Source organism: Halomonas sp. AOP25-F1-15, assembly GCF_052378675.1.
Lineage (GTDB): Bacteria > Pseudomonadota > Gammaproteobacteria > Pseudomonadales > Halomonadaceae > Vreelandella > Vreelandella casei.
On the sequence record NZ_JBQSXV010000001.1, the window covers coordinates 567,489 to 584,206 of the forward strand.

General features: G+C 53.5%; 14 protein-coding genes and 3 tRNA genes. 12 read left to right on the forward strand and 5 right to left on the reverse strand.

The annotated features are described in order from the left end of the window. Positions 1 to 96 precede the first annotated feature (96 nt). Both ACT3TF_RS02520 and ACT3TF_RS02525 read left to right on the forward strand, forming a co-directional pair. Complete coding sequence (locus ACT3TF_RS02520; protein ID WP_444671513.1) at positions 97 to 2,118, forward strand: FAD-dependent oxidoreductase; 2,022 nt, start codon at positions 97 to 99, stop codon at positions 2,116 to 2,118. Between the two features lie 194 nt (positions 2,119 to 2,312). Then, a complete protein-coding gene (locus ACT3TF_RS02525; RefSeq protein ID WP_441684742.1) occupies positions 2,313 to 3,356 on the forward strand; it encodes a threonine aldolase family protein in 1,044 nt (347 codons plus the stop codon). Positions 3,357 to 3,395: 39 nt separating this feature from the next. On the opposite strand, the gene ACT3TF_RS02530 is transcribed toward ACT3TF_RS02525, so the two are convergent. Continuing rightward, complete coding sequence (locus ACT3TF_RS02530) at positions 3,396 to 3,911, reverse strand: invasion associated locus B family protein (RefSeq protein WP_444625330.1); 516 nt, start codon at positions 3,909 to 3,911, stop codon at positions 3,396 to 3,398. 304 nt (positions 3,912 to 4,215) lie between these two features. Between ACT3TF_RS02530 and ACT3TF_RS02535 the strand changes: the two genes are divergently transcribed. Genes ACT3TF_RS02535 through ACT3TF_RS02545 form a run of 3 tightly spaced genes read left to right on the forward strand, consistent with a single transcriptional unit; the run spans position 4,216 to position 9,083 of the window. Next, complete coding sequence (locus ACT3TF_RS02535; RefSeq protein ID WP_444671514.1) at positions 4,216 to 6,138, forward strand: PrkA family serine protein kinase; 1,923 nt, start codon at positions 4,216 to 4,218, stop codon at positions 6,136 to 6,138. A 49-nt stretch (positions 6,139 to 6,187) separates the two neighbouring features. Further along, on the forward strand, positions 6,188 to 7,474 hold the full coding sequence (locus ACT3TF_RS02540) for a YeaH/YhbH family protein (protein WP_444671515.1): 1,287 nt from the start codon (positions 6,188 to 6,190) through the stop codon (positions 7,472 to 7,474). 43 nt (positions 7,475 to 7,517) lie between these two features. Further along, positions 7,518 to 9,083 carry a SpoVR family protein gene (locus ACT3TF_RS02545; RefSeq protein WP_444671516.1) on the forward strand — a complete coding sequence of 522 codons (1,566 nt, stop codon included), beginning with the start codon at positions 7,518 to 7,520 and terminating at the stop codon, positions 9,081 to 9,083. 101 nt (positions 9,084 to 9,184) lie between these two features. Here ACT3TF_RS02545 and ACT3TF_RS02550 read toward each other — a convergent pair whose 3' ends face one another. Further along, positions 9,185 to 9,499, reverse strand: a complete 315-nt coding sequence (locus tag ACT3TF_RS02550; protein ID WP_441684752.1) for a high-potential iron-sulfur protein — start codon at positions 9,497 to 9,499, stop codon at positions 9,185 to 9,187. A gap of 355 nt (positions 9,500 to 9,854) precedes the next feature. Here ACT3TF_RS02550 and ACT3TF_RS02555 point away from each other — a divergent pair, with 355 nt between their 5' ends. Both ACT3TF_RS02555 and ACT3TF_RS02560 read left to right on the forward strand, forming a co-directional pair. After that, a complete protein-coding gene (locus tag ACT3TF_RS02555; RefSeq protein WP_008958975.1) occupies positions 9,855 to 10,130 on the forward strand; it encodes an Lrp/AsnC family transcriptional regulator in 276 nt (91 codons plus the stop codon). Between the two features lie 73 nt (positions 10,131 to 10,203). Further along, positions 10,204 to 11,067 (forward strand): DNA/RNA non-specific endonuclease, encoded by an 864-nt coding sequence (locus ACT3TF_RS02560; RefSeq protein WP_096278953.1) that lies wholly within the window; start codon positions 10,204 to 10,206, stop codon positions 11,065 to 11,067. Between the two features lie 75 nt (positions 11,068 to 11,142). Here the strand turns inward: ACT3TF_RS02560 and ACT3TF_RS02565 are convergent. The 3 genes from ACT3TF_RS02565 to ACT3TF_RS02575 form a co-directional block, all read right to left on the reverse strand. Then, positions 11,143 to 11,229, reverse strand: a tRNA-Leu gene (locus ACT3TF_RS02565). A 45-nt stretch (positions 11,230 to 11,274) separates the two neighbouring features. Further along, a tRNA-Leu gene (locus ACT3TF_RS02570) sits at positions 11,275 to 11,361 on the reverse strand. A 98-nt stretch (positions 11,362 to 11,459) separates the two neighbouring features. Continuing rightward, positions 11,460 to 11,546: transfer RNA gene (locus ACT3TF_RS02575), tRNA-Leu, on the reverse strand. Between the two features lie 249 nt (positions 11,547 to 11,795). Here ACT3TF_RS02575 and rnr point away from each other — a divergent pair. The 5 genes from rnr (at position 11,796) to ACT3TF_RS02600 (ending at position 16,712) form a co-directional block, all read left to right on the forward strand. Next, on the forward strand, positions 11,796 to 14,213 hold the full coding sequence (rnr, locus tag ACT3TF_RS02580; RefSeq protein ID WP_444671517.1) for a ribonuclease R: 2,418 nt from the start codon (positions 11,796 to 11,798) through the stop codon (positions 14,211 to 14,213). A 2-nt stretch (positions 14,214 to 14,215) separates the two neighbouring features. Then, complete coding sequence (gene rlmB, locus ACT3TF_RS02585; RefSeq protein ID WP_096278958.1) at positions 14,216 to 15,001, forward strand: 23S rRNA (guanosine(2251)-2'-O)-methyltransferase RlmB; 786 nt, start codon at positions 14,216 to 14,218, stop codon at positions 14,999 to 15,001. Positions 15,002 to 15,209: 208 nt separating this feature from the next. Continuing rightward, complete coding sequence (gene rpsF, locus ACT3TF_RS02590; protein ID WP_096278960.1) at positions 15,210 to 15,587, forward strand: 30S ribosomal protein S6; 378 nt, start codon at positions 15,210 to 15,212, stop codon at positions 15,585 to 15,587. A 33-nt stretch (positions 15,588 to 15,620) separates the two neighbouring features. Next, the gene (rpsR, locus tag ACT3TF_RS02595; RefSeq protein ID WP_007113337.1) at positions 15,621 to 15,848 is read left to right on the forward strand and encodes a 30S ribosomal protein S18; all 228 of its coding nucleotides are present in this window, start codon (positions 15,621 to 15,623) and stop codon (positions 15,846 to 15,848) included. 12 nt (positions 15,849 to 15,860) lie between these two features. Beyond that, complete coding sequence (locus ACT3TF_RS02600) at positions 15,861 to 16,712, forward strand: hypothetical protein (RefSeq protein WP_096278962.1); 852 nt, start codon at positions 15,861 to 15,863, stop codon at positions 16,710 to 16,712. The last annotated feature ends 6 nt before the right edge of the window (positions 16,713 to 16,718 follow it).

A 16,718-nucleotide genomic window follows, 5' to 3' on the forward strand; every position in this document is an offset into this window, starting at 1 on the left:
CAAGCGATTGGCAGACGTTAGCGGGACTATACGTGATGATCAGGATGTCATACGCTTGTTTGAATAATGTCGTCTAATAATATCTGGAGAAACCTGATGACCCGTGAACCCGCCTATCCGCATCTTTTTCGCCCGCTAACCATTGGCCATTTAACGTTGCCCAATCGCGTATTAATGGGCTCAATGCATACCAATTTGGAAGAAGCGCCTGACGGCTTTTCACGCTTAGCGGCGTTTTATGCGGAGCGGGCGCGGGAAGGGGTTAGCCTCATTGTGACGGGAGGGATTGCTCCCAACGCTGAAGGCGCGGTATTTCAGGGTGCACACGCGCTGATCCATGACGCGCAGCTGTCGGAACATCGTCAGGTAGTGGATGCGGTGCACGCAGAGGGCAGCCATTTATGCATGCAAATTCTTCACGCCGGGCGCTATGCCTATTCGCCGGATTTAGTCGCTCCTTCGGCTATTCAGGCACCGATTAATCCTTTTATGCCCCGGGCGCTGAGCAGCGACGAGGTCGAACAGCAGATAGCCGATTACGTTCGTTGCGCCCAGCTTGCACAACGGGCGGGCTACGATGGCGTTGAAGTGATGGGCTCGGAAGGCTATCTGATTAATCAATTTATCTGCCAGCGGACCAATCAGCGTGACGATGAATGGGGCGGGCCATTTGCGAACCGGATGCGCTTTGCCGTTGAAATTGTCCGTCGCGTACGTGCTGCGGTGGGGAAACGCTTTGTGATTATCTTCCGTCTCTCGATGATTGATTTGGTTGAAGACGGCAGTACCTGGGAAGAAATCGTCACCCTGGGGCAGGCGATTGAAGCTGCCGGAGCCGATGTGATCAATACCGGTATCGGCTGGCATGAAGCAAGGGTGCCAACCATTGTGACGAGCGTTCCGCGGGCGGCCTTTACCGAGGTCACCCGGCGCATTAAGTCGGCGCTAACGATTCCGCTCATTACCACCAACCGGATCAACATGCCGGACGTTGCCGAGCAGGTGCTGGCGCAAGGCCATGCCGACATGGTGTCTATGGCGCGGCCCTTTCTGGCGGATGCGGCCTGGGTGAGTAAGGCGCAGGCAGGCCAGGCCGAGCAGATTAATACCTGCATTGCCTGTAACCAAGCCTGTTTGGACCATACCTTTGCAGGAAAGCTGACATCCTGCTTGGTTAATCCTCGTGCCTGCCATGAAACGGAGCTAATCATTGCACCGGCACATGCGCCCAAGCACATCGCCGTTGTGGGTGGTGGGCCTGCGGGGCTTGCCACTGCGGTGACGGCGGCCAGTCGCGGCCACCACGTGGTGCTGTTTGAGCGGCGTAGTGAACTAGGCGGTCAGTTTAACTATGCGCGCAAAATTCCTGGTAAAGAGGAATTCAACGAAACGCTACGTTATTACCGGGTCATGCTAAACAAATATGCCGTAGAGGTGCGCTTGAACACCACGGCCACGGCGCAAGCGCTAGCGGGCTTTGACGAGGTGGTGCTGGCTACGGGGGTTCAGCCTCGCGAGCTAAGCTTGCCAGGTTACGACCATGCCTCGGTGCTTAGCTACGCTGAGGCAATTGAGTCTCCTGGTCGGGTAGGGCGTAGAGTGGCGGTGATTGGCGCAGGAGGCATTGGCTTTGATGTCGCTGAGCTGTTAGCACATCAGGGGCACGCTGCGCTGGATATCGATGCCTGGTGCGACGAGTGGGGCGTTGATTTAGCCGTCGGCGAGCGAGGTGGATTAAAGGCTCCCACGCCGCCAGAGGTTCCCCGCGACATTGTGATGTTGCAGCGTAAAACGTCTAAACCGGGTAAGTACTTGGGTAAAACAACGGGCTGGGTGCATCGCGCTTCGCTTAAACAGCGTGGCGTGAAGATACTAACCGGCTGTGAGTATCTCAATATCGACGATGCTGGTTTGCATATCCGGCGAGACGGCGTTGATCAACTGCTTGCGGTGGATAGCGTGGTGGTGTGCGCCGGTCAGGAGTCCGTGCGTGATTTATTGACTCCCCTAGAGCAGGCAGGAGTGTCGGTGCATATTATCGGCGGTGCTGATGAAGCCAGCGAGCTGGACGCCAAACGCGCTATTGAACAGGGCACTCGCTTAGCGGCGCTGTTATAGCAATACAAGTATGAGGGCGTATTTATAAGAAAGTGCTTAAAAAGCGCGGGTGACGTTAGCCTATAAATGGCGATAGACTAAATGATCCGTTAATAAGGGATTTCTTGGCCTATTTATTAAGCGTAACTAGGCATTAAAGGCGCTGGTGGCACCCAGCCTGCGCCGTAAGATCGCCAGATATAAGGACAAGCGTCATGACCTCGGAGTGTAGCCCGCGTTTTTTAGCCAGTGATAACACCTCAGGTATTTGCCCAGAGGCGATGGAATATTTGCTTGAAGCCAACCGTAGTGACGATCTGGCCTATGGTAACGATCTTTGGACGGCCCGTGCCGCAGACCGTTTCCGCGAGATGTTTGACTATGACTGTGACGTTTTCTTTGTTTTCAACGGCACGGCCGCCAACTCGCTGGCGCTTTCGGCAATGGGGCGCAGCTATCACAGCGTTATTTGTCATGAGCTGGCCCATATCGAAACGGATGAGTGCGGCGGCCCTGAATTTTTCTCCAACGGTGCGAAGCTGCTGACCTCGCCAGGTGCTAACGGCAAGCTAACGCCTGAAGGTATCGAGGCGCTGGTCACTAAGCGAAGCGATATTCACTATCCAAAGCCAAAAGTCGTATCGCTGACCCAGGCAACCGAGGTGGGAACGCTGTACTCCCGCGAAGAACTCATGGCCATTCGTGCCATTGCCGATAAACACGACCTGCGCCTGCATATGGATGGGGCACGCTTTGCCAATGCCTGTGCAAGTCTCAATGCCTCGCCAGCAGAGCTAACGTGGCAGGTCGGCGTAGACGCGCTGTGTTTCTCGGGGACTAAAAATGGCTTGGCATTTGGCGAAGCCATTTTGTTTTTTAATCGTGAGCTTGCCGAAGATTTCTCTTACCGTTGTAAGCAGGCTGGCCAATTGGCTTCTAAGATGCGCTTCGTATCGGCGCCGTGGCTAGGGCTGCTAGAAAGCGGCGCCTGGTTAACCAATGCCCAGCATGCGAATGCCATGGCGCGCTATTTGTCGGAAGGGCTGCAGGCGCTGCCAGGCGTATCGCTGATGTTTCCGACCGAGGCTAACAGCGTGTTCGTTGAGTTGCCACCCCCGGCGATTGAAGCGTTGAAAGCCAAGGGATGGACCTTCTATACCTTTATTGGCGCAGGCGGCGCCCGCTTTGTCTGTGCTTGGAACACCACCGTCGAACTGCTTGATCAGCTGTTAGCCGACGTGAACGAGGTAATCGCTTAGCTCGCATTGTATGGTTTTAGCCGCTGGGCGCCGAACCGATTAGGGCGTGATCTGCTGAATGGCGCTGGTAAAGCCCATCAGTGACATGTCCATGTCAAGGCGCTGGCCGTCTGGATCGATGGCGCTTACGGTCGCGGTTGAGCCGCCGCGCAGTTGCTGCAACATGCTCGGTTCAAGCGGCAGATCGGCGCGACAGCCCTGTTCTTGGCAGAACTGGTAGGGGAAGCCGACCGGCTCGTTGTTATCCATCTGCAGCTGCATGCCTGCCGCTAGGTTCACCCCTAGCGGCAATACAAAGGCCATCACCGGGCCATCTATCTGAGCCGAGTGGCCGACCATCGCCCGCATCAGGGGTTCATTGCTGTTTGGGTTGTTGATGATTTGGCTCATAGTGCAGCCCTGCTGCTGACTGGCTTCGGTGGGGCAGTTCACTTCCCAGTCCTGAAAGCGCTGTGTGTCGACGTTCTGGGCGTTCTGCTGGGCCAGGGCCGTTGACGTGGCGGTAGCGGCGAACAGTGGTAATAAAGCGGTCATCAGCGCGCGACGAATTTGCATGAATTCTTATCTCCTAGGATTGAACGGGCCTTCAAAAAGGGCGGCTCAAAGTGGTTGCCGTCAAGTGATTAAAGGTTACCTATATTCGAACATGTTACAAGCTCAGGGTTCCAGCGTCGCGTTTAGACGTTGGCCGCTACGTCTCGGCTGCTTTTAATCTTTTCGACCCTCTAGCGTTGAAGGTTTTAGTCATCACTTTTTGCTAATACTGACTACGCTAAAAAAGCGACACCTCGTTTGGCACGCCGTTGCGAAACACATGGCTTGGCGGTGACTGTCCGGGGATGGGCCACAGGAGAGTGCCATGAGCATCTTTGACCACGTTCAAGACCGTTTTTCCCGCGTCCAGCAAGAAGACATGAGCCTGGAAGAGTATTTGGCGCTGTGTCGCCGTGAGCCAGCGGTGTATGCCAGTGCTGCCGAGCGCATGCTGGAAGCGATTGGCGAGCCTGGCGTAGTGGATACTGCTAAGGACGCGCGGCTATCGCGTATTTTTTCCAATAAAGTTATCCGCCGTTATCCTGCCTTTGCCGAGTTTCACGGTATGGAAGACGCCATCGAGCAAATTGTGGCGTACTTTAGGCATGCGGCTCAGGGGCTTGAAGAGCGTAAACAGATTCTCTATTTACTCGGCCCGGTGGGCGGTGGTAAGTCCTCGCTAGCGGAGCGCCTTAAGCTGCTCATGGAGCGCATTCCGTTTTATGCCATTAAAGGCTCACCGGTTTACGAGTCGCCGCTGGGGCTGTTTTCCCCGGAAGAAGATGGCGAGCTATTAGAGAAAGAGTATGGGATTCCACAGCGTTATTTACGCAGCGTTATGTCACCTTGGGCTGCAAAGCGCCTAAAAGAATATGGCGGCGATATCTCTCAGTTTAGAGTCGTGCGTTTATATCCTTCGCGTCTTCATCAGATCGCTATTTCTAAAACCGAGCCCGGTGATGAGAACAATCAGGATATCTCGTCACTGGTAGGTAAGGTTGATATTCGTCAGTTAGAGCTTTATTCCCAGGATGACCCTGATGCCTATAGCTTTTCCGGCGGCCTGTGCCGCGCTAATCAGGGACTGATGGAGTTTGTTGAGATGTTTAAAGCGCCTATCAAGGTGCTTCATCCCTTGCTCACCGCAACGCAGGAAGGCAATTACAATCCTACCGAAGGCATGGGGGCGATCCCGTTTGATGGCGTCATCTTAGCCCACTCTAACGAATCTGAGTGGCAGGCTTTTCGTAATAACCGCAACAATGAGGCGTTCCTCGATCGGGTCTATATCGTTAAGGTGCCGTACTGCTTGCGGGTGTCGGAAGAAATCAAAATCTATCAAAAGCTGCTTGAAGATTCTTCGCTTAACGCCGCCCCTTGTGCGCCGGACACGCTTCGCATGCTGGCGCAGTTCTCTGTGCTTTCGCGGCTTAAATCACCGGAAAACTCCAATATTTATTCCAAGATGCGCGTCTATGATGGTGAAAACCTGAAAGACACCGACCCGCGTGCTAAATCGATTCAGGAGTACCGCGACGCGGCCGGTGTGGACGAGGGCATGCAGGGGCTTTCTACCCGCTTTGCGTTCAAAATTCTGTCTAAAGTGTTCAACTTTGACAGTGTCGAAGTGGCAGCTAACCCGGTGCACCTACTCTACGTACTGGAACAGGCGCTAGAGCGCGAACAGCTGCCGTCGGAGGCATTTGAGCGCTATTTAGGCTTTATCAAAGAATTTATGGCGCCTCGCTATGTGGAGTTCATTGGTAAAGAAATTCAGACTGCCTACCTCGAATCCTATAGTGAATATGGCCAGAACATCTTTGATCGCTATGTCACCTATGCCGATTTCTGGATTCAGGATCAGGAATATCGTGACCATGAAACCGGCGAGCAACTCAATCGCCAATCGTTGAATGAAGAGCTAGAGAAAATTGAGAAACCTGCAGGGATTTCGAACCCGAAGGACTTCCGTCATGAGGTGGTTAACTTTGTGCTGCGGGCACGGGCGCAAAATAACGGCATGAATCCGAGCTGGCAGTCTTACGAAAAATTGAAAGGCGTTATTGAACATAAAATGTTCGCCAATACGGAAGAGCTGCTGCCGGTGATCTCTTTTAATGCCAAGGCTTCCCGGTCAGATCAGAAAAAGCACGAAGATTTTGTGGCACGGATGGTCGAGCGTGGCTACACCGAGAAACAGGTTCGACTGTTGTCCGAGTGGTATTTGCGTGTACGCAAGTCTCAGTAAGGGGCTGCGCTTAAGAGCCGCGCTTACGTTGTACGCTTAAGGAGGTCGCATGACCTACTTTATTGATCGAAGGCCAAACGCTAAACATAAAAGCGCGGTTAACCGGCAGCGTTTTTTAGAGCGCTACCGTAAGCATATCAAGCGATCGGTTGAGGAGGCCGTTAATCGCCGCTCAATTACCGACATGGAGCGCGGTGAGAAAATTTCTATTCCGACGAAGGATATTTCTGAACCGGTCTTCCAGCATGGCCCAGGCGGTGCGCGGCATATCGTTTCGCCGGGTAATAAGGAATATGTCGCCGGCGATAAAATTAGCCGAACAAAGGGTAAGGGGGATGGTAACGGAAATGGTGAAGGGGGGGCGTCGAACCAGGGCGAGGGCGTTGATGAGTTTGCTTTCACCCTTAGCCGTGAGGAGTTTTTAGAGTTTGTTTTCGATGGTCTGGAATTGCCCCACCTGCAGCGCAAGCCGCTTAAGTCATTGGAAGAAGTCAAAATGGTGCGGGCGGGGCTTTCGCGCGATGGGGTTCCTTCACGTATCAGCATTACCCGCTCGATGCGTGAAGCGTATGCCAGGCGTATTGCGATGCGGGCGCCCAATAAACGAGCGCTTAAGGACGCGGTTGAGGCACTGAATGCCGAAGAGCGTAAAGACTCAGTACTGCGCAATCCTGCCCGTATCACTGAGCTAAAAGCCGAGATCGAGCGCTTGGAAAAGCGTATTGCCAGCGTGCCTTTTATTGACACTTATGACCTGCGCTATCACCAGCTCAGCGCACAGCCGCAGCCCTCTAACCAAGCGGTGATGTTTTGCGTCATGGACGTTTCCGGCTCGATGACCCAAAACCACAAGGATATTGCCAAGCGCTTTTTCCTACTGCTCTACCTGTTTTTGGAGAAACACTATGAGAAAGTTGAGCTGGTGTTTGTACGCCATCACACGGCCGCCAGGGAAGTAAGCGAAGAGGAGTTTTTCTACTCACGTGAAACTGGCGGCACGATTGTTTCCAGCGCGCTAAACCTCGTCAATAAAATCATCGAGAAGCGTTATCCCACAAGCCAGTGGAATCTATATGTAGCGCAGGCCTCCGATGGCGATAATTGGGATGATGATTCGAATATTTGTCGCGATTTGCTGATTAAGCAGCTAATGCCTCAGTTGCAATACTATGCCTATGTTGAAATTACCCCCCACGATCATCAATCGCTATGGCATGAGTACGAGAGCGTGGTCAATGAGTTTCCCGATCGGTTTGCGATGCGGCAAATTGTAGAAGCGGGCGATATTTATCCAGTCTTTCGCGAGCTGTTTAAGCGTCGCTTAAGCCAGTCCTAAGACCTTATATCGAGGCTAGGGACCGCGTGTAGAGGAGTGGGCTATGAGTGCGACTCGCAAACGCAGGCCGATTGCCACCGGCTCAGATTGGAACTTCGCTGTGCTGGAGCGCTTCGATGCACAGCTGGCCAGGCTCGCCGACGAGTATCGGCTGGATACTTACCCTAATCAGATAGAAGTGATCACCACTGAACAAATGATGGATGCCTACGCAAGCGTAGGGATGCCGGTTGGCTACCATCACTGGTCGTTTGGTAAGCAGTTTTTAGCGGTTGATCAAGCCTATAAACGCGGCCAAATGGGCTTGGCCTATGAGCTGGTGATCAACTCTGACCCCTGCATTGCCTATTTGATGGAAGAAAATACGCTGATGATGCAGGTGCTGGTGATGGCGCATGCCTGCTACGGGCATAACTCTTTTTTTAAAGGCAATTACCTATTTCGAACCTGGACCGACGCCTCATCGATTGTCGATTACTTGGTGTTTGCTCGACGCTACATCAGTCAGTGTGAAGAGCGTCACGGTGTGCAAGCCGTCGAGCAGTTGCTGGATGCCTGCCATGCGCTCCAAAGCTACGGTGTGGATCGCTACAAGCGGCCTTCGCCTATCTCTGCGCAAGAGGAAGCTAAGCGTCAAGATGAGCGAGAGGCCTACCTACAGACCCAGGTAAACATGCTCTGGCGCACCATTCCGGGATTGCCGGAGGGTGGCTCGCCGCTACTGGCCAGCCTGAATAGCGATGACGATCCTTTAGGCCTACATAGTGGCGGTCATTATCCTTCGGAACCCCAAGAGAACCTGCTCTATTTTATTGAAAAAAACGCGCCGCTGCTTTCGCCATGGCAGCGTGAAATCGTGCGGATTGTACGCAAATTAGCACAGTACTTTTATCCTCAGCGGCAAACGCAGGTGATGAATGAGGGCTGGGCGTGTTTTTGGCACTACACGCTAATGAATCGGCTTTACGACGATGGCGATGTCGATGAAGGGCTGATGTTTGAATTTTTGCAGTCCCACGCGGCCGTTATTTATCAACCGCCCTTTGATAGCCCGCACTACAGCGGCATTAACCCCTACGCGCTAGGCTTTGCGATTTTTATGGATATTAAGCGGATCTGTGAAGCGCCCTGCGAGGAGGATCAAGCGTGGTTTCCAGACATTGCCGGGACACCCTGGCGGGAGACGCTAGAATTTGCGATGCGTAACTTCAAAGACGAATCGTTTATTCAGCAGTTTTTATCACCGAAGGTGATGCGCGATCATAAGCTGTTTCTTGTCGTGGATGATGATCAGGCTGAGACGCTTGAAGTGGCGGCTATTCACAACGAACAGGGCTACCGACGCGTGCGTGACGCGCTGGCTACCCAGTATGCGCTGTCTGTTCGCGAACCTAATATACAAGTCGCCGAAGCGGCGATTCGGGGAGATCGCTCATTGACGCTTCATCATGTGCAGGACAACCGTCGCCCGTTGGGGCGTAGCGTTTACCCCGTCATGCGCCATTTGCAGCAGCTATGGGGGTTTCCCGTTCATCTGGTTTCGCTTGAGGAAGGCCGCGTAACGCGGCGCTATCACTGGCCGATAGAGGATGAAAACAGCACTGCCTAAAGCGAGTTTTTGAAAGGTTTTTTAGCGCTGGCTCTTTAGCAGTCTCTGCCACCATGATGAGCAGGGCAGTGTGTTATAGACGTCTCATCGGGGCCAGGTGCCTAGCCTTGAGCGGTCCAGGACTGGCACCATCCGGCAGGTTCAACGCTATTCTCTGGAAAGAGCTGGCAGCCTTCATTATTAGCGCTATAGAACATGCAGTTGTCGCAGAGTTCACCCTCTTCAAAAGCCGGGTGATCACTCGCATCACTGGCAACTTCTACATAATTAAGTGCCTGCGCGTTAGGCGCTGAAGGATCAAGACGCGGAAGGCCTTGAGCAAAAGCGGTTTTAGACAGAATGCCCACACCTAGTGGAAGGGCGGCAAGCCCCAGCAGACTGTTGCGCATGAAGTCACGACGATTCTGGTTAGCCATGATTTCTCCTTATCGTCACGGTTTGACGTTTGACCACGATTGTCGGGTGGTTATCCACCTCTTGGGTCTTTTCGTTCTGTTAATTTACTTAAAACGCATCATTCAGAGCCTTCAAGTGGCTCTCAGTCAGCTTGCGGGTCATTATCGGCTAGATGCTAGCGGATGACAAAGTCTGTGCTAATAAGTCTGTGCTAATAGGTCTGTGCAAATAAGGCCGTGCGCATAGAGATGAGATGGGCTAGCAATAAGCCACGCCGGCGGCAGGTGCTACGCCAGCCTTCATGTCACTGGTATACTCTGCTCGACGCCGACATTCCATTGTGAGTCGTGATTTTTTCTGTTGAGAGGGCGCACCATGCAAAACGCAGTCATTTTAATCAATACCGATAAAGGGCAAGTTAAAGCTGTCGCTGAGCGGCTGGCCGATGTTGAGGGTATTAGTGAGGTGTATTCTACCTGTGGCCGTTACGACTTGGTAGCGATTGCTCGTACCCGTGATTTTGAAAGTTTAGCCGAGCTTGTTACCGAGCGCTTAAACGCCGTTGAAGGTATCAGTGATACAGAAACACTCAACGCCATGCAGGTGCATTCGCGCCACGATCTAGAAACCATGTTTTCCCTAGGCTGGTAGGTTCTCGAAATTCACCCTTAAAATTTGCATAAAACGATAGGCGCTTTTAGGCGCTGGCTAGGGAGTAAGTCTGTTGGGAAAATCGTTTTCGCGCTGGCGTAGTAACGGTCGACGCCTGGGCATCGTTGTGCTGTTTATTGTTGCGGGTACAGGGCTGTGGGAGTTTCAGGAACGCCAACATAAAGATGCCTATACCTGGATGGGCGTGCCGACATGGGAGGCATTTAGCCCTACAACGATGCATCGAGTGCTGCGTAACGACGGCTATTTAGTGGGCTGGTCTGATGTGCGGGTTAATCCGCTGTGGGTGAGCTATCAGGTTGAAGCGGTTGGCGACGAGACGCGAATCGGTTCGCGACCTAATTTTCAGGCGGATTGGCGCACGCTCTGGCCGATCGGCACAGGCGACTATGCGGGCAGTGGCTATGACCGAGGGCATATGGCGCCTAACTATGCCATTGCTGCTGTGCATGGCCGCAGCGCTCAGGTCGATACCTTCTTAATGAGTAACATGACGCCTCAACGGCCACAGCTTAATCGTCAGCTATGGCAGCGTTTAGAAGAAGCGGTCATGGATCATTTTGCCCCGCGTTTTGATCATTTGCAGGTTATTACGGGGCCTGTTTTTCCCGCAAATTTTATGGATAACGTGTTTAATCGTGTGGGCTTTGTAGAAGTACCAGAGGCGTTCTACAAAATTATCGTCGCGCCGCATAGTGATGCGCCATTAGCGCTGGCATTTATCATGCCGCAAGACGTCCGAGGTAATGAACCGCTCGATGATTACTTAGTGACAATTGATGAAATTGAAGCGCTTACTGGCCTTAACTTCTTTCCAGACTTGAGCGCTGACGTAGAAGCTGTTTTGGAGGGAGAGCTGCGTACGCAAGGGTGGGCGCTTGAAGAAGTATCGCGTCGGCCTGGGCGTTTTCAGTAAGTTTTAAAAAAGGGAATCTATATAGGAGGGGATGATGCGTAGTTAGGGGGGGATGCGTACGAGACCATATTGTCATGGTGCCCAGGAGAGGACTTGAACCTCCACGTCCATACGGACACTAGCACCTGAAGCTAGCGCGTCTACCACTTCCGCCACCTGGGCGCATCATTTACAGCTTAGATTAACGAACTACTGTTTGTGTTCGTATGGTGCCCAGGAGAGGACTTGAACCTCCACGTCCATACAGACACTAGCACCTGAAGCTAGCGCGTCTACCAATTCCGCCACCTGGGCGAACACAAAACATTTACAACAGCAATACTGCCTAGTGACGAGTACCGACTTGCTTAACACCGCACTATTTATACCAATGAGTGGGTATAGAAACAGTATGGTGCCCAGAAGAGGACTTGAACCTCCACGTCCATACGGACACTAGCACCTGAAGCTAGCGCGTCTACCAATTCCGCCATCTGGGCAAGTGGCGCGTATAATACCGGGGTGATGGTTAAATGCAAGGCTTCGCGGGCGCTTTTTATAAAGCAAATTGTATAAACAACGCCTAAGACGGTTGGGTGATTGAACGCGCGGCGCTATACTGCGGCTATGACTAAACAAAACCCTATTCATTTTAGCCTCTCAAGCGCTGAAATAGCCCGCCCGCAACGCATAGCGTCTGCGCTTTTTTTACGCCTCTCGCAAATGACGTCATTAAGGATGTTGATCGCATGAAGTATTGGACGTTAAGTGATGATCCGCACGCCGAGCGCGAGGCGCACAAATACGGCAACCCAGCACCAAGCCGGGAATATCTTCTAGCCGCATTAGAAAGCTACGGCAAGCCGATTAGCCACGAAAATATGAGCCGCATGCTGGGTCTTGAAGACGAAGATCTTATCGAAGCCGTCAGGCGCCGTTTGGCCGCCATGGAGCGCGATGGCCAGGTGCTGCGCGATCGTCGAGGCGCCTACGCGCTGATTGATAAGCTCGACTTAGTTAAAGGCAAAGTGCTGGGCCATCGCGATGGCTTTGGCTTTCTGCTGCGCGATGACGGCAAAAAGCCTGATTTGGTGCTGCCGCCGCGTCAAATGCGGCGTGTTTTTCACGGCGATCACGTGCTGGCTCGCATTAGTGGTCACGACCGTCGTGGTCGCGATGAAGCGACCATCGCCGACGTTATCGCCCGCAACACGCAAACGATTGTAGGCGTTTATCGCAGTAATACGCCTGAATTTGGCATCCTGATTCCGGAAAATCCGCGCATCACGCAGGAAGTAATTATTCCTCATAGCGCCTGCGGTGGGGCACAGGATGGACAGGTGATCTCTGCCAAAATCGTTCAGCAGCCCGCTACCCGCGTACAGCCGGTAGGTGAGGTGGTTGAAGTGCTGGGTGAACGCATGGACCCGGGCATGGAAATTGATATAGCGATTCGCAGCTATGACATTCCTGCTGAGTTTTCCCCTGAGGTCATGGATCAAATTGGCGGCATTTCAGCCGAAGTGCTGGAAGACGATAAGCAGCACCGCGTTGATTTGCGTGATGTGCCGCTGGTCACCATTGATGATGAGTCTGCCAAAGACTTCGATGATGCCGTGTGCGCGTGGAAAACAAAATCGGGTGGCTGGAAACTGTTGGTGGCGATCGCCGATGTTTCCCATTATGTACGTCCTGGTACGGCGCTGGATGATGAAGGCCGCACGCGGGGTACCTCGGTCTACTTCCCTGGTCAAGTCGTTCCTATGCTGCCGGAGTTGCTTTCAAACGGCCTTTGTTCACTGAATCCGAATGTGGATCGTTTAGTGCTGGTCTGTGAGATGAATATCTCTCAGACGGGGGCGATTAGTCGTTATCGCTTTTATGAGGCGGTAATGAACTCTCATGCGCGCCTTACTTATAACAAAGTGGCGGCGATTCTTGATGAGAAAAGCGAAGAGGGCGAAGCGCTTCGCTCAGAGTACAGCGAATTAGTGAAGCCGCTGAAAAGCCTAGAAGAGCTTTACTACTTGCTGCGTGAAGCGCGTGCAGAGCGCGGCGCTATCGACTTTGATACCACCGAAACGGCGATCATTTTTAACGATGAGCGGAAGATCGAAAAAATCGTTCCGCGTAGCCGTAATAATGCCCATAAGCTGATTGAAGAATGCATGTTGGCAGCCAACGTTGCTACCGCGCGCTTCTTAGATAAGCACGATTTGCCCGCGCTTTACCGCATCCACGAGCGCCCTACACCTGAACGCCTTGATAAGCTGCGCCTGTTCCTGAACGAACTTGGCCTGTCTGTTGGCGGTGGTGATATGCCGACGCCACAAGACTATCAGGCGCTGCGTGAAGCTATTGCCGATCGTCCCGATTTCGATATCATCCAGACCGTTATGCTGCGCTCGATGAATCAAGCGGTCTATTCACCGCAAAATGAAGGCCATTTTGGCTTGGCTTATCAAGCCTATGCACACTTCACCTCGCCCATTCGCCGTTATCCTGACCTGTTGGTGCATCGCGCTATACGGTCGGTTATCCGCGGGCCGCGCCAGACCAACACGGTGTTACGCGTTGAGGGTGCACCAGTTGATCCGCCGAGCAAATGGTGCCCGTATACGTTTGAGCAAATGCTTGAGCTGGGCGAGCACTGCTCGATGACTGAGCGGCGCGCCGATGAGGCCACGCGTGATGTTGAGAGCTGGCTGAAGTGTGAGTTTATGTCCGACAAGCTTGGTGAGATGTTTGAGGGCACCATTGCATCGGTTACTCAGTTTGGTCTGTTTGTACGCTTAGATGCCTTTTATGTAGAAGGCTTGGTTCACGTAACCTCGCTGCCTTCCGACTACTATCATTACGAAGCTGAAAAACACCGCCTCAAGGGCGAACGGACGGGCACTACTTACCGGTTAGGCGATGGCCTTACTGTCCAAGTGGCCCGCGTCGATATGGACGACCGTAAAATCGACTTTGGCCTAGGTGATGAGAAGCCTCGCCCGCGCCGTCAGCCCCGCAAAAGTCGCGGCGGAGAAGAGGGCGCTGGCTCTACGGCTGGAGGAGCTAAGGCTGCTGGTGCCAAAGCATCTAACGGCGATCGGCCTGCTGTGCGTCGCGGCCCTCGGCGCACGCGCACTGGCCCGCGCAAGCCATCACCGAATAAGGGTTGAGCATGAAACCGGCATCGTCTCGACGGGGGCCTAAGACTCCCGATGGGTTAGATCAAGTGTATGGCGTGCACGCTCTGCAAAGCCTTCTGGATCGAGGTGAATCACCGCGTGAACTTTGGGTGCAGCAGGGCGCAGGTAGCCGCTTAAAAGAAGTCGTTGCTCAAGCTCAGGCGCGCGGTGCTCGCGTGAAGGAGCAGCCGCGAGATATGCTGGATCAGTTGACTCAAGGCGCGGCTCATCAGGGCGTCGTCGCTTTTTGCCCACCGCTAACGCCTGAGGGCGAAGAGTCGTTATGGTTAAAGCTGCGTGCCTGGCCGTCGTCAACGCCGCCGCTTTTGCTGATTTTAGACGGTGTGACCGACGTGCATAATTTTGGTGCCTGCCTACGCAGTGCCGATGCCGCCGGTGCTCACGGGGTGATTGTCGCGAAAGACAAAGCGGCGCCGCTGAATGCCACCGTGCGTAAAGTGGCCTGCGGCGCCGCCGAAGTTGTTCCGGTTTACCAGGTCACCAATTTGGCGCGTACCCTCGCCAAGCTCAAAGATGCGGGCGTTTGGATAACCGGTACGGCGGGTGAGGCGGAGGCCAGCGTATTTGCAATCGATATGACTGGCCCGACCGCTCTGGTGATGGGCGCTGAAGGCAAGGGCATGCGTCGGTTAACCCGTGAAGCATGTGACAATCTTGCTAAGCTGCCGATGGCGGGTGAGGTGTCTAGCCTGAATGTGTCGGTCGCGGCCGGAATTTGTCTGTTTGAAGCTGTTCGTCAGCGGCAGCTTGCAAGTTAACCCCCGCGCCACTAAGATACACGCGCCCGTTTGTATGCAAGCGGGCGTTAGCTGTGAACAGTAGTAATTGAAATAAACGATCTGTTTGATGCTTCAGTGATTGCTTATGCGGCCACTGGACACTTCAGTTAACTCCTTGCTTCCCAGTCGTCGTTATCTGCTTTAGCAGTGGCACACTAAGGAAGCTGTCAAACCGCAAGGAGATTCCATGCGTCATTACGAAATCGTGTTTATGGTCCACCCGGATCAAAGCGAGCAGGTGCCGGCTATGGTCGAGCGCTACACCAGCATCGTTACTGAAAATAGCGGCACTGTGCACCGTCTAGAAGATTGGGGCCGTCGTCACTTGGCTTACCCGATCAACAAGATCCACAAAGCCCACTACGTGCTGATGAACGTCGAATGTGCTGGCGAGACTCTCGAAGAAATCGAGAATATCTTCCGCTTCAACGACGCCATCATCCGCAGCCTGGTTGTACGCTGCAAGGAAGCTGTTACTGAAGCTTCCCCGATGATGAAACCGGCAGAAGAAAAACGTCCGCGTCGCGAAGAAAAACCGCGCGCTGAAGAAGAAGAAACTGCCTGATTTTTTTCACTGCACGTTTTAAGGAGCTAGTCCATGGCACGTTTTTTCCGTCGCCGTAAGTTTTGCCGTTTTACTGCTGAAGGCATCAAACAGATCGATTATAAAGATCTGGACACGCTGAAGGCTTACGTCACCGAAACCGGCAAGATCGTTCCAAGCCGTATTACCGGTACCAAAGCACGCTATCAGCGTCAGCTGGCGACCGCTATCAAGCGCTCGCGCTATCTGGCACTGCTGCCCTACTCCGATAGCCACCAGTAAGCGTTTAACGTGATGCTGGCACTAGCCCGATGGCTGATGCGGGGCACGCCCTACGCTGCAGGCGTGGCGGCCCTGGCAACGCTAGTGCCTTGGCTGTTCTGGTTAGGAGCAGCCATTGCCGCGCTGATGACCTTACGTAAAGGCTTTGCGCCTGCACTACCGGTGATCATCGCAGCAGCGCTACCGGCTGGCTGGTGGTGGGCCCAGGGAGATGTGATTCCGCTTGCTAGCATATTGTTGGTAACGCTGATGGCCGTCATCCTGCGCGAAAGGATGCGTTGGGGAGAAACATTGATTGTGGGGACATTGGTCGCTGTGGTCATGGTTCAACTTGGCATTTTTTCACCGCCAGGTGGTACAGAGCTAATGCTTGAGCAATTGCGAGAAGGTTCGCAAGAAGTGGATCGCATGCTCACGGAATTTGCCAACCAAGGCTACGATACTCAAACCATTGCCGCGCTGGTAGTGGGGGGAGTTACCGGGCTCGTGGTGCTGTTGGCAGCAATAGTGTGTTTAGCGCTTGCACGAAGCTGGCAAGCTGGGTTGTACAACCCAGGCGGCTTTCGCGAAGAGTTTCACGCACTGCGCTTGAGCCCTAAAGAATTGGCCATTTTGGCCGTGATTGGGGTGGCAGGCTCGCTGTTAGGTGTCCACGCGCTGGCCATGCTTGGCTGGATTCCGCTATTGGTAGCTGGCGTTGCGTTAGTGCACGGGTTTATTGGATTAAAGGGGATGAACGGGCTGTGGCTAGTCGCATTTTATGTGCTGCTAATCACGACCTGGCCCACGATTCTCATTGTGCTGCTGTTGGGGCTGATTGATACATTCGCGAACGTTCGCGCACGCCTTGCCCGCAGCAACTGACAAGAG